Source organism: Chryseobacterium sp. Marseille-Q3244 (assembly GCF_940807095.1).
Lineage (GTDB): Bacteria > Bacteroidota > Bacteroidia > Flavobacteriales > Weeksellaceae > Chryseobacterium.
On sequence record NZ_CALNWX010000003.1, the window covers coordinates 87,014 to 110,675 of the forward strand.

Sequence of the window (23,662 nt, forward strand, 5' to 3'; positions counted from 1 at the left end):
AATGTAACAATGTATCAGTCTGGCAATGTAACAATTGGTACACTGTACATTACCAAATTGTTATATTATTTATAATGATAAATTGATTTTCTCTGCTCCTTCCGTGATTTCTCCGATTTCGTAAGCATCATCTAAAAGGTGTAATACTTTTTCAGCATGTTCAGCATCTACAACGATTACCATTCCTACACCCATATTGAAAGTACCGTGCATTTCTTCACGAGCAATTCCACCTCTCTTCTCCAGCTCAAGCATTACACTTGGAATTCTGATTTTAGAACCGTCGATAGAAGCACAAAGCCCTTCAGGAATAATTCTTGGTACGTTTTCGTACAATCCTCCTCCTGTAATGTGAGCAATTCCACCTACTTTTACCTCTTCCAATACTTTATGAATGTCTTTGAAGTATAATCTTGTGGGAACTAAAAGAGTTTCATATAAAGGTTTTCCTTCAAACTCCTCTTCGAAGTTCGGGAATACTTTTCTTACTAAAGAGAATCCGTTGGAGTGAAATCCTGAGCTTGGCAATGCAATAATTTTGTTACCTGCTTTGATGTTTGAACCATCAATGATCTGGTCTTTTTCTACAATTCCTACGCAGAATCCGGCAACATCATAATCTCCAGGCTGGTACATTCCCGGCATTTCAGCAGTTTCACCACCAATTAATGCACAGTTGTTATCTTTACAAGCATTTACCATTCCAAGAACAATTTCAGCTGCAATTTCAGAATCCAACTTTCCACAAGCTAAATAATCTAAGAAGAATAATGGCTTAGCACCGTGGCAAAGAATATCATTGGCACACATTGCGAAACAGTCTACTCCTATAGAGTCATATTTTTTGGTATCCAAAGCTACTTTCAGTTTCGTTCCTACTCCATCTGTTCCTGAAACAAGAACCGGATTTTTATATCCACCGATTTCATAGAAAGCACCAAAACTTCCCAAGTGATTCAACACATTGGAATTGTGGGTTTCGCCAACTGCTTTTTTAATCTTGTCAACCGTTTTGTATCCTTCTTCTTTGTCTACTCCTGCTGATTTGTAAGTGTTGCTCATGTCTGCTTAGATTTTTTAGATTATCAGATTCCAGTTCTCAGATTATTTATGATCTGATGCCTGTAGTCTTACTATCTTTATATATTTCAATTTACTTTTTATTTCAAATTTAGAAAACAAAAAAGCCGACAATCTTTTCAGATTATCGGCCGTTATTTTATCTCAGAATTTCAGAGCCCACAATTTTCCCTTTATGAGAAAAACATTGTTTATAGGAGGTCTGAATTTTCATCTCTTTTCTTTTTGCAAAAATAGTAATTTTAAATGAATATTCAAATTCTATTTTTCAAGGATGGTTTCAATCGCCGCAATCTTCTTTATTTTTTCTTTTAATTCACTGTTTTTCTCAGCATTAGAGATTTTTTGCTCAGCTTTATCAAAGTTATCATTGAAGAAAGGAAGTGAGAAAGTTTCTACCACATTTCCACCATGAAAAGGAAAACGCTTAGAGGCAGCTTCCAAAACTCCTGCTCCACCTCTACCTCCTGGTGATGTAGACATCAATAGCATTGGAACTTCATTCCATACGGTTCTGTCTTTGATTCTGGATACCCAATCAAATACATTTTTGAATGCTGTAGAATACGTACCGTTATGCTCTCCCAAAGAAACTAATAGTAAATCTGCGCCATCAATTTTTGCAGCAAAATCATGTGCTTCCTGAGGAACTCCTCCTGCTAATTCTCTTTCATGCTTATAGATTGGCATTTCGAAAGGATTTAAATCAATCACTTCTACTTCTCCTTTATCAAATAATGTTGACGCATAAGCTACCAACTGCTTGTTTATTGAAACTTCTGAATTACTTCCTGCTATTGCTAAGATTTTCATATGTAGTATTTATTTTTAAGTTATATAAAATCAACATGTGTAATGATTTCACTCATGTTGATTTTATATTATTTTTAATTTTTAAGGATACAAATTTAGTTTTTTATTTAAGATAAGAAGGCAACTCCATCGGTACTTCCATTAATAATATTTCAGTGTCTTCTATAGCTTCAATATTAAAGCTTTGGGTATCCCAGATTCCCAATCCGTCTCTTTCATTCAGTACACGGTCTCCTACTTTTGCACTTCCTTTTAAAACGAATGCGTACACTCCATTGTCTTTTTTGTTCAACATATAATTTTTACCGTTTCCTTTTTTGAAGTTGGCGATATTAAACCACGCATCCTGATGAATCCATACTCCGTCATCATTTTTATTAGGTGATAAAATCTGTTGGAATCCATTGATCTTTTCACCTTCTTTAATGCTTTTCTGGTCATATCTTGGTGCAACATTCAATTCTTTAGGGAACACCCAGATTTGTAAGAACTTTACTTCTTCGTCTTTATTTTTGTTGTATTCACTATGTTGTACTCCGGTTCCGGCACTCATCACCTGAATCTCCCCTTTTTTAATTACCGCCGTAGTACCCATTGAGTCTTTATGTTCCAGATCTCCTTCTAAAGGAATGGAAATAATTTCCATATCCCTGTGCGGGTGTGTCCCGAATCCCATTCCCTGAGAAACGGTATCGTCGTTCAATACTCTCAATACTCCAAAGTTCATTCTGTCTTTGTTCTGATAGTTTGCAAAACTGAATGTATGGTAAGAGTTTAACCAACCATGATTAGCATGGCCTCTTGAATCTGCTTTATGATATACTGTTTTCATTTCTTGATTATTTATGGTACAAATGTACGGGATGGAATGGTCATAAAAAGTTGATGTAAGATAAGAAAGGAAACTTAAGGGCAAAGAAGGCTGTGAAAGATAATGATTAGGATAGTTTTCTCGCAGATCACACAAATTTTACAGATGTTTATATTTTATTCTTCCTGTTTTTCAGATTCCATCCAACTCTTATCTCCTTTTCCTAAAATGCTTCTTTAATTTTAGACCCTTTCTTCAAATAAAAGAATAAGACACAGATAATCAACATTAGCACTATCAGTACTCCAAGAATGACAGAGATATAATTAGAAAAATGCCCAAGAACATTCGTTACAATCCCGGTTCCGATTTGATTGGCAGCCATAAGAAATCCTGAAACTAACACTGAATAGCTTGGAAATTCAACCGTACCCCAACCCATAGAACCAGGAAATATACTTCCCATACAAAATCCTATTAAAAACATCATCAGTAATAAAATATGGATATTGGGATAGATCAGCAGCAGTAAAAGTAAAAGACCTACCCAAAGTGGAGCGGTTATAAAGAATAAAGACAAGTCAAATTTTTTAGAAAAAACTCCGAATAAAAGCCGGTTTAAAGCAATTCCACCCCAGAATAAAGATAAGCCAAGGCTTGCATTACCATTATCCAACCCTTTATTTTTAAGAATCACCCCTCCAAAACTCCCAAAAGTTCCTTCTACACAACCGTATAAAATGATAGCAGCAAAAAATATCCATAGCTTTTGAGGAATTTTAAAATGATCAGGAAGCTCGAAAAATGTTCCTTTATCAATTTTAAGCAATAAAAAGACAATGAAAACAAAGCTCACCACAATGAATATTAATCCGGGAACATACATCCAATATTTAACATCTCCTATCAGATTCATCATCAATGGAGAGGTTGACGTCCCCAACCCTACCAGAAACTGAAGGATTAAAATAGCTGAAGAGTTTTTTTTCTCAAATAAACTCGCGGCCAAAGGGTTGAGGGTTGTAATGGAAAACCCAAATCCCATTCCTGTACAGGCAACTAAAATCAAGAGTATAGGAAACAATAACGATTTTTCAGTTATAAAATAATGCAGAAACCATAAAGTACCTGTTGAGGCAAGCATTAACAACACCCCAATGACCAGCATTACCTTAGGTCCCCATTTATTAACCAAAAACGGAGCACTTAAACAGGAAATAATAATACAGATTACCTGAGGTACAAATAAATTACCAAACTGAGAGGAAGAAAGTGCAAACAAAGAAGAATCCATAAAAGCATTTCCCAATGCCGGAAAAATCACAAAATTTACTCCGGTCAGGAAAGCCAATAAGAAAACAACAATGATAATAACTTTCTTAGAATCCATCCATTTACTTTAAAACATCATTTTTGAGATATTCTCCTACTCTTAACGCCATTGCAATAATCGTGAGCGCCGGATTTACCGCTCCGCTGGAAACAAAGAATCCGCCGTCCACAATGTATAGGTTTTCCAGATCATGGGCTTTGCAGTAAGTATCAACTACCGAAGTTTCAGGATCAATCCCCATCTTTGTTGTTCCATTTTGATGGGCGGGTGATGCAATATCCATTCCTTTACTGAAGTAATATCCTTTGAACAGGAAGCTTTCAAATTTCCCTGATGCTTTTAAAGCTTTGATCAATTCTGCTTTTAAGAACTCATGTCCTTTCTGGTTATTGTCTGTGTAACTAATTTTAATTTGTCCGTCTTCGACCGTTACCCGGTTTTCAGAATCCGGTAAATCTTCTGAGGTCAGCCAGAAATCAACCGCATGTTTTGCCATTAAATCAAAGGTAAAGCCCGGAGCAGGAATCGGGCTGTCTGCTTTAATCTGGTTTTCATCTGATTTGCCTAACATCTGAATATGTCCTAAAGGAAATTCATATCCTCTGGCGGCATGATAGAAATCGTTGATTCCAAATGTCTTTCCAAATTTGGTAGGATTAGGCTCCGTATACAAAGCGATCAAAGCTGTATTCTGATGAAACATATAATTTCTTCCCACCTGGTCTGAAGTATTGGCAAGTCCATTGGGAAACTGATTGTTTTTACTTTGCAACAATATTGCTGCCGAGTTAATTGCTCCTGCTGAAAGAACAACAAGCTCTGCGGTCAATACTTTGGTGCCTTCTCCCTGTTCTATAATAACTTCAGTAATTCTTTTTCCTGAGCTATCGGTATTGAGCTTTACAACTTTTGCATTCGTCATCAATTCTACATTTGGATATTTCAATGCTTTTGACAAGGCACAAAGATGAGCATCTGCTTTTCTTTCAGAAGCATCGGGGAAGCCATCAAAACGATCTAATGTATAAGGAGCATTAGCAGTGCTGTGAGGCTTAAAGTTGACTCCGATGGGCAATTCAAAAGGATGCAGTCCATAATCTGTTAATTCATCAACAATTTCCTGAATTCTTGGCTCGTGAGGTAATGGCAAATGAGGATAAGGTTCCGATTCAAAAGGCTCAGTAGGATCAGATCCTCTTTTTCCATGCACATAAAAAAGTTTTTCGGCTTCCAAATAATAAGCTTTTAAATCATCATATTGGATAGGCCAGGCAGGAGAAACACCATCATAATGCTGAATTTCCTTAAAATCCTCTTCTCTTAGACGAAATAAAGCTGCTCCATAGAATTTGGTATTTCCACCCACATTATAGTGCATTCCTGGTCGAAAAGTCTTTCCGTGTTTATCCAGCCAAACCTCGGTTGTTGTATATCTGTTTTTCTGAAAAACCTCTACAGAATTCCAGTTTTCTTTTTCCACCGGAACATAATCTCCTCTTTCCAGAATCAGTATCTTTTTTCCACTATCAGCCAGTTTATAAGCCATAGTAGAACCCCCAGCTCCGGTTCCTATGATGATGATATCGTACATTTTTTAGAATTTGGTGCATCTAATTTAGAGATAAAAAAGTCAGAACCAGCTTAACAAAATGTTAATTTTCAATCAATTGAATATATTTTTCATTTCACACAGATCACACAGATTCCGCAGATTTTTATCTAAAAGGTATTACTCAATTTAATTTTTAATCCAATCTGTGAGATTATTATAAATTATAATGAAAAATGATATAGGTTTTGGAAGGGATTTAAAATATGAAAGCGGGCTAAAGCCCGCTTCTATTAAATTTTGATACCATTATTTTATAGATGGATTGTCGTCTTTATATATTTAACTAAAAATGTACCTGCTTGATCTCTTCTTCAATCTCTTTAGGTGTTTCATCCTCAGATTTAACAAAGATCATCGTTACTACAGCTCCAATCAGCATGCAGACACCACCTACAACCACATAATCCATGGCTTGTTTTCCAAAAATACTGCTTACAATAGGTCCTCCAAATAAACCATTGATGATCTGCGGAATGACAATAAAGAAATTGAATATTCCCATATAAACGCCCATTTTTCTCTGTGGAATCACTTCAATCAGCATTGCATAAGGCATTGCCAGGATACTGGCCCAGGCAAATCCTAATCCAATCATTGAAATCCATAGATTATCTACATCTTTAATAAAATACATAGAAATTAATCCTAAACCTCCACATAATAAAGCTAAAGCGTGGGTCTGCTTCTTACCTATCCATTTAGCAATCGGTGTCAATAAAAATGCAAAAGGAATGGCCCACAGGTTGTACATTCCAAACAGCTTACCTGTTAAATCTCCGGCGTCATTGAATGCTTTTGAATGGGTATCTTCAGGGGAGAGTCCCAAATGATGGGTGGCCAAAGCACTAGTGGTAAATACCCACATCGTAAATAATGCAAACCATGAGAAGAACTGAACAATTCCCAGTTTTTTCATTTGAGCAGGAATACCTGCAAAATCTTTAAAGATATCTGAGAATTTAGATTTTTCATGCTCTATCTCTTTTCCATCTTCAAATGCAGCAAATTCTTCAGGAGAGTATTCTTTAGTTGTAATAATGGTATACAGAATAGAAATAATCAGTAATACTGCCCCTACATAAAAGGAATAAATTACATTGTCAGCAACAAAACCTTTAGGTGCTACGTTAGAAACTCCTAATTTAGTCAGCCAATCCGGTAAATAAGACCCCAATACAGCTCCAAAACCAATCAGAATCGTTTGTACCGAAAACCCGATTGTTCCCTGATGTTTGGGAAGCATATCACCCACCAAAGCTCTGAAGGGTTCCATGGCAACATTTACGGAGGCATCCATCATCGCCAGGAAAATTACAGCTAATAAAAGGGCGTTAGCGGCAAACATTTGAGTTACAGAAGCAGCATTCGGAAGCAATACCAATCCTATAGCACATAAAACAGCACCAATCAGGAAATAAGGTTTCCTTCTCCCCAACGGACTCCAGGTATTATCTCCCATATGTCCGATAATAGGCTGCACAATGAGTCCCGTAATGGGAGCTACCAGCCAGAACCAGGATAATTCGTGAACATCTGCTCCTAAATTAGCAAGAATACGGCTTGCATTTCCATTCTGTAATCCGAATGCCATTTGGATTCCCAGGAACCCCATACTCATGTTGATAATCTGAGTAAGTGAAAGTTCCGGTTTCATTTTTCCAGCCATCGTTATCTTTATGCTTATTTTGTTTTTAATTCTTTAATCAAAACGTCTTCAATGGCTGTTTTATCAGCCACTACTTTATCTACAACATCATTAGGGACTGTCATAGAAAGGACGTATTGTTTGACTTTCCATTGGCCGTTGATTTTTTCTACAACACCTGAACCACGGCAGATTTTCATTTGAGTGTCCAATAATTCATCAAACCACGCCAATTTTCCATCTTTATTGAAATGAATATTTCTTTTTAATGCTGTAAAATTCCAGGTTTTCTTTTTATCGAAATGAGGTTTTGCCCAAACCATGAATTCTTTTTTATTCCAGATTTCAGTAGCATCTGTTCCGATAAAGGTAGATTCATCAGCAAAAAAATTAAAGTACTCCGTATAATCAGCTTTTGCAGCAGCTGCATTGAAAGCATCAAGCATAGTGCTGATCTCTGATTTTTCTTTTTCAAATGTTTTGTTTGATTGTGCTGATACTACTGTAAATCCAAATAAAAACAGGATGAGTGTATGAACAGCTATTAATTTTTTCATAGGTATTATTTATTTTTCAAGTTCAATGATTAGTGGTGTTTTAGCAGGAATTGTCAAAGTATTCTGTAAAGTGAATTCCTTTCCTGAAATAACGTCTTTTCCTCTGGAAAATCCTTTTAATGATTCTTCAAAATATTTTAAGTCTAACGTCTGATCTTTTTTATTATTGTTGATGACTACCATTACACTTTCCTTCTCATTGTATCTGAAATAAGTGAAAACATTATCTTTAGGAACAAAGTTTTTTGTTTTTCCGGTATGAATGACTTCTTTCCCTTTTCTCCAGTTCAGTAGTTTTTGTGTAAACTGATAAAATTCTTTTTGTCCAGAAGTCTGTGTTGCAGGATTGAAAGCATTCTGTTTATCAGATTTCCAGCCGCCCGGAAAATCTCTGCGGATATCAGCATCACCTCCTTTTTCTTTATTTCCACGCATTCCTACTTCTGATCCGTAATAGATCTGTGGAATTCCACGGACCGTTGAGATCAGAGTCAATCCCATTTTGTAGGCATTAGGATTTGCATTGAAGATCTCATTCCATCTTTCGGTATCATGATTTTCAAAGAAGACCATGACATTATTGATATCCGGATAAAGGAAATCACTGCTAAATGAATCATAAAGCTTTATCAAGCCTTTGTCCCACCCTTCTTCTTCTTTAAAAGCTTTCGGCATATCTCCAAACAAAGTAAAATCCATTACAGAGGGCAGATTTGAATTGTATCCGGCAGCTTCTCCTGTTTTTGAATTTCTTTGCCAGGCTGAAATTTGTCCTGCTGTTCCCAGCCAGGTTTCTCCTACGATATTAAATTTCGGATATTCATCAGTAATTGCTTTGGCCCACTTTGCCATAGCTTCCTTGTCATTGTAAGGATAGGTATCTACCCGGAAACCTCCTAATTCAGCGTATTCAATCCACCAAATAGCATTTTGGGTTAAATATTTTAAAACCAATGGATTTTTCTGGTTGATATCAGGCATTGTTTTATCAAACCATCCATCCAGTGCATATTTCTTATCCATTTCCGAAGCATTAGGATCAAATTGCGTGGATATTTTATAATTAGATCTCTTGAAGCCATTATCTCCTTCTTTGAACCAATGAATCCAGTCTTTTGTGGGAAGATCTTTTATCATCCAGTGTGAAACACCCCAGTGATTGGTAACATAATCCATCACCAGCTTCATATTTCTTTTGTTTAATTCCTGGGAAAGTTTTTTATAATCTTCATTGGTTCCGTAGCGGGCATCAATTTTATAAAGATCGGTTTGAGCATATCCATGGTAAGAGTATACTTTTTCATTATCTTCATTGACAGGTGTTAACCAAACAGCCGTTGCACCAAGGTTTTGGATGTAGTCAAGATTGTTGATAATTCCCCGAAGATCTCCTCCATGTCTTCCATTGGGTAAGCTGCGATCTGCTTTTTCAGTTAATTCCGGAACAGAATCATTCTTTTCGTCTCCATTCGCAAAACGATCCGGCATAATCAGGTACATCACATCTCTTGAGGTATAGGATTCCCGATCTGCAGATCCAGAATTTCTCTGCTTCAGCTCATAGGTATAAGATCCAATATTCTTTTTATTTTTTTCAATATTAATGGTAAACTTCGGAACGTTGATTTCATTGGTATTGACTGTAATAAAAACATAATTCGGATTTTCTACTTTTTGAATGTCTTTAATTTTTACACCATCTGAAAGAGAGATCTCATTATGGGCAATTCCTTTTCCGTAAACAAGGATTTGAAGTTCAGGATTTTTCATTCCCTTCCACCAGAAAGCCGGTTCTACTTTTTCCAATACTTTTGATTGGGAAAAAGCTACTGAAGCAGCGGAAAGGGCAAAAATTGTATATATTCTTCTCATAACTTAGTCTTAATCTTCCGTTTAATCATCAGCTGTGTACTCTGAAATGCTATTAAGAACACTGCTCATCATTTTGGAAAACAGCAAGTTACATTAAAACACACAACATTTTAAGTATGAACAACTTAGCAGCAAATTACGAAAAAACTTTAGAGTTATTACAAAATAATGTGTAGAATTCTCTTTTATTTATCAACCTTACCGGGACTCTTTGGTTTGGTAAAATTCTATACTAAAATACAGCAGTATTTATGTCTCATATTGAAAGAAAATAACAATATTTCACTATCATCACCTTATTTTTTTATTAAATTTTCATTAAAACGCTGGTAAAACACAATATTAAATCTAAAAAATTCCCATTTTATCTATTTAATGCTTAGTTTTACAGAAAAAATGTTTGATTTTAGTAAAATGTTTGAAAGTGATGGACCGGACATTGTTTATCCCTGGGCTATCCCTATGTTTGCGGGCATTATTTTTATAGAGATGGCATACAGCCACTTCAATAAAGAAAAGCTTTATGAAACTAAAGATGTAGCGACCAATGTGCTTTTAGCGCTTTTAAATTACAGCTTGGATATCATTATGAAAGGGTTTTCCATGCTTGTTATGATGTTCTTTTACTATCATCGCATTTTTGATTGGGAAGTTGGAATATGGTACTGGATTGCAGTATTCCTGGCCCAGGATTTTGCTTATTACGTTCACCATTATGTAGATCATCATTCCCGTGTCTTCTGGGCGGTACATATTACCCATCATAATTCTGATTATTTTAATATTACCACAGGATTCAGAAGTCCTGTATTTCAGCCTTTGTACAGATATCTGTTCTTTTCTCCCCTAGCATTAGTAGGGTTCCATCCGCTACATGTTATGGTTGCTTATTCTGCTATTCAGATTTATGGAACTTTTGTGCATACGCAATCTATAAAAAGCATGGGCTTCCTGGAACATATTCTAGTAACACCTTCCCACCATCGTGTGCACCATGCGTGTAATATCAAATACCTGGACCGTAATATGGGAATGGGATTAATTATCTGGGACAAAATCTTCGGAACATTTGAAAAGGAAGATCCGGAAGTACCTGTAAAATATGGGATCTATCCTAAAATGAAGTCTAAAGATCCGGCCACTGTTCTTTTTTACGAATGGAGAAGAATTGGAAAGGATCTTAGACAGCCAGGGCTTTCTTTCAAAGATCGTCTGAAATACCTCTTCTATTCTCCGGGGTGGAGACATGACGGCACTGGCAAAACCGTAAAACAATTCCAGAAGGAATACAAAGAAAAAATCAGAAATAAACCACAACCTGCTCAGGCAGAACAGATAGAACAGGTAGAACAAACAGAAATTACTGAGCCTGAATACACTCCAAATTAAACAATAAAAATTCCCCAAGCAATTGACCTGCCTGGGGAATTTTTATTTGCTATGTTATTTGAATATAATTGATAATAGTGAAATCAAAACACTCATTTACTTTCAATGTAAGTAGCACTAATCAATTGATTAGGTTTTAGATAAACGATATTTTTTTGAAAGTCTAAAAATAAGTTAAACCTTTTTAGAATTTCATTGCCCAGAATATTCATTCTGGAGCCTGTTACGGGTCTGCTTTGAGATAAAAGCTGTACAGGAATGTCTTTTAGTTTTGTTTTTCCTAATGATAAAGATTGGAGATTGGAGGTCATGACAGGAATTTCATTTCCCTGAGCCCCTTTCATGATTACTTTTTTAATGACCGTCATTTTATCCGTAGGGAATCCCTGCTCATTTAATAAAGGGCCATCCAACATTGCTGTTCTCTGGTATCCTGTATCAAACAAATACCAATCATTATTTTTAATTTTATCTTGAGCAATGCCCACTTGTACCAAGAAAACGTTATTAAAATACTTGATTGGAACCGGCGAATATTGAGATTTTACATGAGATGGAAGCTTAGAATGTACAACCATTAATCCCTTATCATGATTTAATTCTACAATCATTCCATCAAATAAATCCCAGCCAAATCTACCATCTGTACCATGCCCGGTAAGTTGTGCCGGGTAGATATTAAAATCTTTGTATTCTTTTTTTCCGATTTGTAGAATATTGGTTCCCGATTTTAATGAGCTTTTAATTTTATTCTTTAAAGTCTCCTGTGTAAGGACAAGATCACTTGTTCCTGTATCAAAGTTAAGCAGAAGGGTATCCACTTTATTGAGTATTGTTTTTACGAATATTGTATTCTGCTCATTCATATGAAGCTTCAGCGTATCTTTAAAAGACATTTTACTAAAATCTTTCGGAGGCAAGGATTCAATTCTCGTAAGCGCTGAATCTTTACCCTTCAAAAGAATGATAAAATCTTTTTTTTCTCCTTTTTTAAGGTCTACAACAAGAGAGTCGATATCTGTTTTTATAGTAACCCGTTTATTAGAAGTCGCTATTTTGGATACCGTATATACATCCGTTTTAATTTTAGGATCTATATTCCAATCTGTTTTTAAGCCATTATCTTTTTCATAAATGACAGCTTTAGGTCCGTTTGCTTTTAGAATAGGTAATGTATTCTGGGCAAATGAAAAAGAAGTTAAAAACGAGACAATACATAATGATAAAAAAGATTTCATTTCTCAATATTATTTAAAATTAAATACAAAATTTACCCAAATAGGTCATTACAACATCTATTTTGGTATTTCCTATTGTAGTGCCATCATGAAAACAGTTGTCTGTAGGAGCAATATAAAACTGATAGGGTTTTTGCTTCACTTTAATCACAGGATAGGTTGGATAGTGCTCTAGAAAATAATCTGTAATGTTTTCATTTGTTATCACCACATCCTTAAGTTCTTCTTTTTCTTTAAGCATATTATGTGCCTGTTTCATCGTAAGATTAACAAATAAAAAGTAGCGAGGCTGTTCCCCTAAATTTATGGTAAATCTATTCCCGTACTGATAACAGGTATGCAAAGTCATATCTTTAGAACTGTCTTTATGAACTCCAATAAAATGAATATCTTTGAATGTATAATTTTCAGGCAGTTTTCTTTTATTTAAAGATACCACTTCACTATTAGGATAATTGGTTGCCACACTCATAAATCTATAAGGTGCTAATGAAATTTCGTCTAATACCCCATTAAGATGAGTATTTAATTCCTGAACCAACTCTTTATTTTCGATAAATTTTTGAAATGCATCCCCATCTGAAGTTGCTGAATGCAGGTTTAATTTATGGAAAACATCCTTCAGCTCTTCAGGAATTTCTCCTAGGAAAACAGAATTATAATCCTTTTTATTAATGTGATCTCCTTTTATGGTACCCAGTTCCTGTTCGGATAGTTTTCTCCAGTCCCTTTTTGCTAAATGGGCATTGGGTTCATACTGTGCTTTGAACTTAATATCTTTGAATACAATTTCTACAGGCTCCTGTTTTGAATGATGAACAAGGCCGGAATTGATTTCTAAAACATCTTCTAAATTCTCACCGTATATTTTGATTCCTGATTTTAATTTCATAGTCATTAGTAATTATTAAATTCTCCCACAAACACCATTGTTATATCAAACTTTTTATTCCCTAGTGTACTTCCATCATGAATGAAATTATCTGTAGGAGCAATATAATATTGGTAAGGTTTTACTTCTATTCTTATCACCGGATAATTAGGATACAGTGAAAAGAATAATTCTACAATATTATCCGAAGTAACAGAAACCTCATGGTAATGCTTCTTAACATCATTATAAATTTGTTTCAATGTTAAATTGACAAAATACAGATATCTGGATTCTTCACTAATATTGATAGAGATCCTATTGTCTGATTTATATGCTGTATTAGGCGTAAACTTTGTACTCTGATCGATATGTAAACCGGTATATTTTATATGTTCCCTATTATAGAGATGAAAAGTCGTGGTATGCATATCCGGGAGACATCTTGTAATGCGATGAAACCTGTATCTTTGAGTATCAGATTTTTGATTAAGAAATTGATTCAAAACTTCATTAAGCTTTAATGTAAGTTTTTCATCTTCCTGAAATTTGGGCTGAACATCAAAAAGGGTCTTGCACTCCTCCAGTTTTATGGCTTTAAATAATGTTTTCAATTCATCCGGAATCTCACCCAATCCTAAAGTATTGAACATTTTATTATGCTTCCCTGCAGTAGAAAGCATTTTATATTCAGTTTCAGTAAGATCCCGCCATTGATCATCAGGTAAATAAGCGTTATCAAAATACTCAATTCCTGTATTGACTCCTTTCTCAGCAATCACTCCTGTATTAATTTTAAGCTGACTGGTCCAGTTGGAACCGGAATCTCCAGCCAGATACATTCCTTTCTTCAGATTCATGCTAAACGATAATGCATTAATTTTTCTTTAACCTCAGATTCAATCATAATTTCTTCATTGTCAAATTCCAACTCATGTACTATATCTTCGTAAGAAACTTTTGACAATTCCATTTCCTTTTGTGTTTCTGGTGGAATTCCATCAATAATATCATTCTGAATATAAGTGATAAGTTTAATCATATCATGGCAATAAATGGTAGGATTATCAAATCCCTTTTCATTAGAATAACGATTGCCTAAAAATCCACCGCCGCAGAAGTCATAAATAGAACAGTTAAGACATTTCTGTGATACCATGGCATGAGCGTTCATATACACATCAAAAAGTCTATCTTTAAAAACATCACCAATAGCATGGGTATGAATATTAATATCATTTCTGGTTATTCCTTCATAACAAGCTCGTATAAAGTCTGCAACCTCTAAATTACCATTGGTTTCCAATACGGCAACACCATTGATATTTTTACCTAAAATCTGATCTCCTTCATCCTCGCCTACAATCAGGTCAATAAGTGTTTTAAAAAACCTTACACTCATCCTATCATTATCGTTCTTCCAAATCTTAAATAGCTCTATAAGCCAATCTGCATAGGGAGTATAATTTTTGGTATTAACGAACTCCTTTTCCATTCCTTCAGGAAGCTGATCAAAATGACCATCTGGTAGAAGAATATTAAGGCCTTTTACTTGAAGGTTTTTCACTTCATCATAAAGTTCCTGAGGGGGTATTTTAATATTAATTACAGACAATATTCCGTTGAGTCCATAATTTTGGCCCAGCATAATGGCTTCTTTTACTTCTTCGTAAGAACCTTTTCCATTATGAAAAACACGGTATTTATCATGGTATTCTTTCGGCCCGTCTATACTTATTCCTACTCTGATATCTAATTCATTAAAGAGTTGATACCACTCATCACCTAACCCAACACCGTTGGTTTGGATCACAAAGTCAAAGTAATGATCTGGAAGTATTTCTTTAAAAATTTTGATAGATTCACGATAAAACTCTTTGGATATTAATAAAGGCTCTCCTCCATGAAAGACAATTTGTATAGTATTCAAATTATTTTCCAGGCAATATTCATTCAGTTTAGTTGCGAAAGCTTTTATGGTATCAATTGACATGAACTTAGGCTGCTTCAGATAAGTCTTATCGCCTAAATTATACATGTAACAATACGAACAGTTGAGATTGCATCTACTTGCAACCTTTAATACAAAAGATGTAATCATATCATATCTTATCTTATTGGAAAAAAAATAGTTCTCCGCCATAGCGAAGAACTATACATTTTAATTTAGCAATTACAATTTAGTAGTAGCTAATAAGAATTGATCAGCTCTATTATAAGCAGCAGAAGCCCCTGATCTCGCTGTTACGCTACAATTATCAGGTGAGATAATAACTGTATTACCACCACCAAAAATAGATTTGTATAAATCTACATTTTCAGAAGACTGCATCGCTTTTTTAAGGATGTTCTTTTGCTCTAAGTTACTTGTAATTTTTAATTTCTTTTCATGTTAAAATAGTTTTGGTTAATAAATTATAATAATTCTCCAAATATAGATATTTTATCAAACGAAAAAGAAACTTTTACAAAATAATTACTTTTTTAATAGTTATTGCAAAACCGCCACTTCTAGCCATTTTAAAATTAATTTTTGACTTACTCGTGATTGTTTTGTTATAAATATGATAACTTTGAGGATTATCGATATAATCAGCATCTTTACCATCTTCATAGATGGTAGCCTCATAAGTTTTTCCTTTATCCAGGAATGAGAAATCTACCGTGTATTCACGTTTGTTTTCATCAGTAATTCCTCCCACAAACCAGTTTTCTGTACCTTTTGCTTTTCTTGCAGTGATTACATAATCTCCCGGTTCTGCAGATAAAATCTTCGTATCATCCCAATCAGCAGCCACATCTTTGATAAACTGGAACGCATCCATATGCTTTTTATAGTTTTCAGGAAGATCGGCAGCCATTTGAAGCGGCATATACATCGTTACATATAGAGCAAGCTGCTTTGCTAATGTAGTTTTCACAAAACGTGTATCTCCAGGGAAATAATAATCTAATTTAGTTTGGAAAATTCCCGGCGTGTAATCCATAGAACCACCCATCCATCTTGTAAATGGAAGTACAGTCTGATGATCCGGCTTATTTCCTCCGAATGCTTCATACTCTGTTCCACGTGCTGCTTCTGCTGAGATGTAATTCGGATAGGTACGGCTTTCTCCTGTAGGACGAACAGACTCGTGAGAATTTACCATGATTTTATAGTCGTTCGCTTTTTCAGCAATTCTATAATAGTGGTTGATGGTCCATTGAGAATAATGATGCTCTCCTCTTGGAATAATATCACCTACATATCCTGTTTTTACAGCATCATAACCATATTTATTCATTGTTTGGAAAGCTTTATCAGCCCATCTTTCATAGTTCGTAGCGGAACCAGAAGTTTCGTGGTGCATGATAAGTTTAATTCCTTTTGAATGTGCGTAATCGTTCAGCATTTTGATATCAAAATCCGGATAAGGAGTAATAAAATCGAAAACAAACTCTTTAGAATGTCCGAACCAGTCTTCCCAGCCAATGTTCCAGCCTTCGATCAATAATCCCTGAAATCCATTTTCAGCTGCGAAGTCAATATATTCCTTAACTTTTGTATTATTAGCCGCATGTTTCCCATTAGGAGTTAACTTCGTAAAATCGGTTTTACCTAAATGAACATTTTCGGCTGTAGAATATGCCCATTGAGATTTTCCAATAATCATTTCCCACCAAACTCCCATGTATTTTGTAGGGTGAATATAAGACGTATCTGTATATTTTGTAGGCTCGTTAAGGTTAAAGATCATTTTAGAATCCATTACCTCTTCAGCTTTTGGTGCTACGATAATGGTTCTCCAAGGCGTTACTGATGGCGTCTGGATATATCCCTTCGCTCCTTGTCTGTCAGCCGTTAAATGCGTTTTGAACTTAAAGTTCTGAGCATCTACTTCAAGGTGTGAAGCCGGATAATCTAATACTGCTGCTTCTGCAACGTTGATGTATAAAGGTGATTTTCCTTCTTTTTTAAGCATTAATGGAGACTGAACTGCATTTTTCACCAAACTCTGTGAAGCATTGGCATCATATGCTTTATCCCATTTTGCAGGAATTTCAGAAACTTTTGTTTCCTGATATTGATATTCCTGGGAATCATAATCTGCTACGATCCACCAAGCCTTCATATCGGTTGGAAAATCGATTTCAGAATCTTCCTCTCTGATAACGAAATAATTAAGATTTTTCTGTTGAGGGAATTCATATCTGAATCCAAGACCATCATTGAACAATCTAAACTTTACTACAATACTTCTATCTGTAGAAGATTGATTTAGCGTAACGGCCAATTCATTGTAGTGGTTGATATAGTTTTTCTTTTCTCCCAAAACCGGCTGCCAAGTCTCGTTTTTGGAATCTCTTTTTTCATCTACCTTGGCAAAACCGTTGTTAAGATCGTATTTTGCATCTTCTGGTTTGGCAATTTCAGAAGCAAACTTTATGGCTGTGTCTTTAAATAATCTCAATCCTAATTTTGAATCTTCAACTACCACCGCACCATTGTATTTCAAATTATAGAAAGGAACTCCATCTTTTAACTGGAAGTTCATTTCAAATTTACCATCCGGCGATTTTAAAGATTGTGCTTTCACACCTGTAAACATCATTGAGAGCAAGAGTGCTCCAACTGTAATTTTCTTCATAATGACTATTTATTAACTTAAAAAAATAGATAAAGTGCTGCGGTAAAGCAGCACTTTGCTTTATTTTAACTTGATTTTTTTTAATATACTGGGATTACAGAGAATTCTGCTGTAATATCATTGAAATACACATCGTATTTGAATGCTTCACTTACAGGAATATTTCCTCCCCCAAGATCTGCTACTCCAAAAAATTCTTTGGCTACTCCCCAGTTTGTTCCCCAATCATGATTGGCTCTGAATTTAAATTCACCTGAACTTAGGTTTACATTTTTCTTCACCCAGATATGAGGGTCAAAAGTTGATTTTTCCATATCTACATCAGTACTCCAATCTCCTGAAGCAGATCCAATCATAGAAATAGTAGTATATACTATTGTAGGATCTCCCATAGATGTTAAAGTATATTTTGATGCATTGACATCAACAGTCAGCTTATAATACCCTGCCGTTGCTACCGGAATATTTGAAGAACCTCCGCCTGCAAGCAAAGCTCCAGCTGAAGCCCCTAATCCGTATTGATTATCCCAAGATCCAGGAGTTTGAATAAGCTTAAACCCTCCTGCAGCAAAATATCCTGTATACGAGTATACTCCAGCAGTAGCCGTTTTTTGTAAAGGATATAATTTTGCATTGGTTGCTGAGTTATCCCAAACCGCAGCAGTAGCATCACCAATAAGATAAAGATCTGTATAATTATATATAGGTCCTAAGATATAAGGTGTTACAGCTAATGTAATTACATTGGAATAAAATGATGCCGTTCCTACCACTGTTTTTACTCTTACTTCTACCTGGTTAACTTCGTTAGGAGTAGCTCCTAAACTCAATAACAAGGTATTCAATTGTTTATTGGTCATTGAATAAGGAGACGTTACAACATCTAAAGATTTACCATCTTTAAAATTATTTCCTTTAAGCCCTATTTCTATTTTCGGAGCAGAAACTACAGCCAAATCGAAAGTTGATTTTGCCCATGTAAAATTAACTGCTGTATCATCTAAATGAGTCTTATCTAAAACTATAGTCGTCTTATCGGATGATATTTTGCTCTGAGCCGTTTCATTAAGTATTGCCTGATCTTCATCTTTACACGAAGCAACCAACATCCCAAGAATGGCTATTGTGAATATTTTAAAAAAATGTTTCATTTTCAGTTTCAGTTTTAAAAAATTAATACCCAGGATTTTGTGTTAAATTCGGGTTAGAAGATAAGGCTGTATTCGGAATAGGAAATACATTATAATTAGGTGAAATTGCAGTTCCATCTTTCACCCCTCCTTTCCAAGGCCATAGGTATGAACCTCCTGTAAACTTGTCAAATCTAATTAAATCAGTTCTTCTCTGCCCTTCTAAGTTGAATTCTCTTGCTCTTTCCGCTAAAATGAAATCTAAAGTAAGATTACCTGCGTTGATTGTGGATGCTGTTCTCTTTCCTCTCAATTCATTCATGTAGGTTAAAGCCTGCCCCAAGTTTGCCGTAGAAGCTCCTCTTATTGCACATTCTGCATACGTAAGATATGCTTCTGACAATCTGAATACAGGAAAATCTGCTCCAGAAAAATCTGTTGTTTCTGAAGGTCCTGATGTTCTTAAATTTCTAAACTTTGTTGAAGGATAACCATCTGTCCATGTTTTATAATCTGTCATTTCATATTCATGACCTGTCTGCCAGAATAATTTCCCTCTTTGATCCGGAGTAGTAGTTACAGCATTGGCACTACCACCATTGTAATCAGTAAGGCTGTTTCCAAAAAGGCCATACCAAGCTTTTGAAGCTCTGTGACCTCCCCATCCGTCACCTTTAATTCCAAGAAGAGCAGGATTCAAAGTAGAAGGAGATCCTCCGGTACTTCCATTAATGATATAAGTAGAGTTACCATAGCTTTGTGTCCCGATCGGGTCAGCAATTAATGGGAAAATGATTTCAGGAGAAGTATTATTGTCTGCAGAGAACATTCTTACAAAATTGGTATCTAAAGTATACCCTCCTTCGTCAATTACTTTCTTAGCGTAAGTAGCAGCATCATTCCATCTTGCCGTACCTGTATACACCTGAGCGTTAAGATACAATCTGGATAATAACATCTGTACTGTGGCTTTGTTTACGTGACCATATTCAGTTTTACTGGCAATAGTAGGTTCTATGGCCAACAATTCGCTTTCTACATATTTGAATAATTCTATTCTTGAAGCCTGTTCCTTAGGTGTTGGATTGGCAAGGTCTTTTTCTGTAACAATTACTCCTTTCCCAAAGCAATCAATCATATAAAAATAAGCAAAAGCTCTGATGAATCTCAGCTCACCAATGTATTGCTCTTTATTACTAATATTAGCTTTCCCAAAAGCATCAATCAGTGCATTTGCTTGTGGTACAGTATAATAAACTCTATCAAAAAGATATCTGAAAAACTTATTATCGGAAGTCCATTTGGTTGTAGTTGTTAACTGGTCTAGCCCGTTATCCCCCCATCTGTTCTTCATTCCATCAGCTGTAAAGTCTTCAAGATTAATAATTCCTCTCAGAAAAACAGTTTCTCCTTTGTCATCTCCTGTAATATCTGCCTCACCAGGTCCTTTTGCACTTGACATAGACAGTGATGCATACACTTTTGCTAAAAGACCATTGGCAGCGTTAGGCTGAGATTCAAGAAGTTGTTCTAAAGTTAAAAGGTATTCAGGCTCTGTATTCAATTCATTCAGACATGAAGTTGTAGAAACTAAAGCGAATGATAATAGTATTATTTTAAATTTATTAAGTTTCATGTGTGTCAAATTTTAAAAATCAAGATTTACTCCAAAAGTGTATATTCTAGGTCTTGGATAGAAGTTGGCATCTATCGCATTGAAGTTTTCAGGATCCTGACCTACATATTTATTTGTAATAAGAAATGCGTTATTTACAGCACCATAAACTCTTAAGCTTGTACCTTTAAACAACTTATCAAACTTATATCCTAGTGTAATGTTCTCACAACGTAAGAAAGTTGCATCATGCAAGTTGTAATCTGACAACCCTTCTGCATCTCCTTTTGTTCTGAATCTAGGATCGGCAGCTCCATCATAAAAATTAAGAACATTGAATAAACTATTACTGTTTACCGGGTTAGAAGCTTCTGTGTATCCTCTGTTTACTCTGGCAGCATAATAAACCTTTCCTCCTATCTGACCTCTAAAACTAGCTGATAAATCAAAATTCTTATAATTTACAGATGTTCCGAATCCAAATGTCCATTTAGGTCTAAGAGGTACAAAAGATTTATCTGCATCGTTGATAATTCCATCTCCGTTTTTATCTACAAAAGCACCAGGAATTACTCTTCCATTACTATCGTAAGCCTGTTGGTATACCCATGCAGAGTAAGGCTGCTGCCCAACAGCATGATAGGCTAAAAGTACTCCTGTTCCTGCAAACGCAAGAGAAGATTCATTAGCTCCAACTTTATCTCTTCCTTTCAAATCATCTACTGTTCCTATATTATAGGCGATGTTTCCGTTCAGATCCCAATTAAGATCCTGCGTTCTTACAGGGTTAACATTAAAGGAGGCTTCAAAACCTTTATTTGTAAGGCTTCCCACATTATCAATAAACTCATTTGAAAGCATCTGACCTGATGGGAAAGGCACTCTAGCCAATAAGTCTGTTGTTTTTCTATAATAATACTCTATCGATCCGGATATTCTTCGGTTTTTAGTTCCAAAATCGACCCCAGCATTATAAGTAGTTGTTTTTTCCCAAGTTAAGTATGGGTTGTATGGAAGAGCAGTAAATAATTCAGGAATAATAGCTCCATTCGGCAAAATAGTTCTTGGAAAATAGAAATATCTGGTATCTCCGATTTCATATAAAGGATTATAAGGATAGAATCCGGCTGATCCGGTAATATCCTGCTGTCCTGTTTTCCCCCATCCTAATCTTAATTTCAGTTCTGAGAATCCTGAATTCTCCATCCACTTCTCATCATTTAGTTTCCAGGCAAAAGCTGCTGCCGGGAAGTGCCCCCATCTTTTATTTGAAGGGAAGAGAGAGGAACCATCAGCACGATAACTCAGTGTGAATAAATATTTATTCTGGATGTCAATATTTGCTCTTCCAAAGAATGACTGGATATTTAATACATTCCTGTAATTGTTAATATATTTATTATATGGAGACTCCTGGCGAACACCTGAAGGATCATCCATGTTAAATAACTGTTTCGACCCTTTATTATCAAAATTCTGATAAGAATATCCTCCTTGAACATCAAACTTTGAAATAAACTTATCATCATACTTTTTACTATACACTAAATAAGCATCTAATAGTTTGTTGAAAATATTCTGCTCTTCACCATAATTCAGGCCTGGATTATAAATTCCACCTACAGCAACATTATTCTGGTAAACAGTTCTGTACGACTGTAAAGCATTATCTCCATATACCTCACGGATTTTTGCGTAAGAAGACTCTGCTCCCAAGTTAACAACAGCTCTTAAATCCGGTAGAAAATGCATTTTATAATCTAATTCAACATTTCCAAGGAACTTTTGTACTTTTTCAGGTCTTGTACGTTGCATCAAGATGGCAACAGGATTTCTTGCACCCGCCATTACATACCCGTTAAAAGTCTGATAATAACTTCCATCCTGATTATATATAGGCTTCGTAGGATCTGCTGTTATTGCTGATCCAATTGCTCCATCTGCATCAATTGTATTTTTGTTGGAGAAAATATTCTTTATATTAATATCAACTTTTAAATGATTGTCAAATAAAGTTGGAGTCAATTTCATTGACGCTGTATATCGATCATAGTCGTTAGTCTTTACAATCCCCTGTGTATTATTATATCCAAATGAAAATCTCGCAGGAATTGATTTAAACAAATTAGATCTTATACTCAAATTATGGTCTGTAGAAACGGAAGTTCTGAAAATCGCATCCTGCCAATTGGTATTGTACATGGTCTGCTTTCCATTTTCCGTAACCCCTAGCATACTGGCATAGGTTGGGTTGTATTCATGTATAAATTTCTCAAAAGTAGGACCATCCATTACATCAATCGTCTTAGTCACCTTACCTATCGAAATATTTCCACTATAATTGATTCTCATTCTTCCAGAGGAACCTTTTTTCGTAGTAATAATAATAACCCCATTGGAAGCTCTGGAACCGTAAATAGCAGTAGCAGATGCATCCTTTAATATTGAGAATGATTCAATATCATTCGGGTTTACTAACGATAATGGATTGGAAACTCCAGCAGGGTTTCCAGAATCTAAAGGAACACCATCAATTACTATTAAAGGATTATTGTTAGCAGTTAATGAAGCTCCTCCTCTAATTCTAATATTAGGTTTTGAATCCGGAGCACCACCATCACTGGTAATCCTAACCCCTGGTGCTTTACCATTAATTAATTGGTCTGCGGAAACAATTGCTCCTTTATTAAAGTCTTTTTCAGAAACAGCAGTTACAGAACCTGTTAAATCCGACTTCTTTTTAGCACCATATCCAATCAAGACAACCTCCTCGATTTTCTTCTCTTTGGTGGCAGTGTCTTTAGTCTGCGCATGCATTACTGTACTTGCCAGTAAAAAAGCGGGCGCTATTTTTAATACCGTTGTAAAATTCTTCACAATTTTATTTTTATAGTTTCGTTTTTCAGTCTTAAACCCGGCTTGTAGCCAGTGTTGCAATTTAAAAAAAAATTAGAATTATCATAATTTTAATATAAATTATGAAAAAATTATGTATATTACGAAACCCTTTTTAGTTAAAATTATACGCCTCAATATTTTACACGATAGTATGCTATGCATAATATTTA

At 35.3% G+C, this 23,662-nt stretch carries 17 protein-coding genes; 1 reads left to right on the forward strand and 16 read right to left on the reverse strand.

Translation table 11 applies throughout. The features are described 5' to 3' along the window. Positions 1-69 precede the first annotated feature (69 nt). The 8 genes from purM to NBX25_RS06255 all read right to left on the reverse strand — a co-directional run bounded on the left by purM (position 70) and on the right by NBX25_RS06255 (position 9,723). Positions 70-1,062: a phosphoribosylformylglycinamidine cyclo-ligase gene (gene purM, locus NBX25_RS06220; RefSeq protein ID WP_115971124.1), complete on the reverse strand. Its 993-nt coding sequence runs from the start codon at positions 1,060-1,062 to the stop codon at positions 70-72. A 279-nt stretch (positions 1,063-1,341) separates the two neighbouring features. Next, on the reverse strand, positions 1,342-1,893 hold the full coding sequence (locus NBX25_RS06225) for an NADPH-dependent FMN reductase (RefSeq protein ID WP_250253150.1): 552 nt from the start codon (positions 1,891-1,893) through the stop codon (positions 1,342-1,344). A gap of 103 nt (positions 1,894-1,996) precedes the next feature. Further along, a complete protein-coding gene (locus tag NBX25_RS06230) occupies positions 1,997-2,725 on the reverse strand; it encodes a pirin family protein (RefSeq protein WP_123860163.1) in 729 nt (242 codons plus the stop codon). A 202-nt stretch (positions 2,726-2,927) separates the two neighbouring features. After that, positions 2,928-4,094, reverse strand: coding sequence for an MFS transporter (locus NBX25_RS06235; protein WP_250253152.1), 1,167 nt, complete (start codon positions 4,092-4,094; stop codon positions 2,928-2,930). A gap of 4 nt (positions 4,095-4,098) precedes the next feature. After that, on the reverse strand, positions 4,099-5,628 hold the full coding sequence (locus tag NBX25_RS06240) for a GMC oxidoreductase (protein ID WP_250253153.1): 1,530 nt from the start codon (positions 5,626-5,628) through the stop codon (positions 4,099-4,101). A 304-nt stretch (positions 5,629-5,932) separates the two neighbouring features. Continuing rightward, entirely contained in the window at positions 5,933-7,315 is a 1,383-nt protein-coding gene (locus NBX25_RS06245) for an MFS transporter (RefSeq protein ID WP_123908231.1), read from the reverse strand. A 14-nt stretch (positions 7,316-7,329) separates the two neighbouring features. After that, on the reverse strand, positions 7,330-7,851 hold the full coding sequence (locus tag NBX25_RS06250; protein WP_250253155.1) for a nuclear transport factor 2 family protein: 522 nt from the start codon (positions 7,849-7,851) through the stop codon (positions 7,330-7,332). A 9-nt stretch (positions 7,852-7,860) separates the two neighbouring features. Next, entirely contained in the window at positions 7,861-9,723 is a 1,863-nt protein-coding gene (locus NBX25_RS06255) for a glycoside hydrolase family 13 protein (protein WP_250253157.1), read from the reverse strand. 396 nt (positions 9,724-10,119) lie between these two features. Here NBX25_RS06255 and NBX25_RS06260 point away from each other — a divergent pair, with 396 nt between their 5' ends. After that, positions 10,120-11,112, forward strand: a complete 993-nt coding sequence (locus NBX25_RS06260) for a sterol desaturase family protein (protein WP_123908234.1) — start codon at positions 10,120-10,122, stop codon at positions 11,110-11,112. Positions 11,113-11,204: 92 nt separating this feature from the next. Here the strand turns inward: NBX25_RS06260 and NBX25_RS06265 are convergent, their stop codons facing one another. The 8 genes from NBX25_RS06265 to NBX25_RS06300 form a co-directional block, all read right to left on the reverse strand. Next, positions 11,205-12,350, reverse strand: a complete 1,146-nt coding sequence (locus NBX25_RS06265) for a hypothetical protein (protein WP_250253158.1) — start codon at positions 12,348-12,350, stop codon at positions 11,205-11,207. A gap of 19 nt (positions 12,351-12,369) precedes the next feature. Beyond that, positions 12,370-13,242 (reverse strand): hypothetical protein, encoded by an 873-nt coding sequence (locus tag NBX25_RS06270; protein WP_250253159.1) that lies wholly within the window; start codon positions 13,240-13,242, stop codon positions 12,370-12,372. A gap of 5 nt (positions 13,243-13,247) precedes the next feature. Continuing rightward, entirely contained in the window at positions 13,248-14,081 is an 834-nt protein-coding gene (locus tag NBX25_RS06275; protein ID WP_250253161.1) for a hypothetical protein, read from the reverse strand. Next, positions 14,078-15,364, reverse strand: coding sequence for a radical SAM protein (locus tag NBX25_RS06280; RefSeq protein WP_349815567.1), 1,287 nt, complete (start codon positions 15,362-15,364; stop codon positions 14,078-14,080). The genes NBX25_RS06275 and NBX25_RS06280 overlap by 4 nt, the downstream gene beginning before the upstream one ends. Before the next feature lie 322 nt (positions 15,365-15,686). Then, positions 15,687-17,849 (reverse strand): glycoside hydrolase family 97 protein, encoded by a 2,163-nt coding sequence (locus NBX25_RS06285; protein WP_250253163.1) that lies wholly within the window; start codon positions 17,847-17,849, stop codon positions 15,687-15,689. An 80-nt stretch (positions 17,850-17,929) separates the two neighbouring features. Next, positions 17,930-19,000 carry a SusE domain-containing protein gene (locus tag NBX25_RS06290; protein ID WP_123908239.1) on the reverse strand — a complete coding sequence of 357 codons (1,071 nt, stop codon included), beginning with the start codon at positions 18,998-19,000 and terminating at the stop codon, positions 17,930-17,932. Positions 19,001-19,022: 22 nt separating this feature from the next. Then, positions 19,023-20,615, reverse strand: coding sequence for a RagB/SusD family nutrient uptake outer membrane protein (locus NBX25_RS06295; RefSeq protein WP_123908240.1), 1,593 nt, complete (start codon positions 20,613-20,615; stop codon positions 19,023-19,025). Between the two features lie 12 nt (positions 20,616-20,627). Then, a complete protein-coding gene (locus tag NBX25_RS06300) occupies positions 20,628-23,471 on the reverse strand; it encodes a SusC/RagA family TonB-linked outer membrane protein (RefSeq protein ID WP_123908241.1) in 2,844 nt (947 codons plus the stop codon). Between the last annotated feature and the right edge of the window lie 191 nt (positions 23,472-23,662).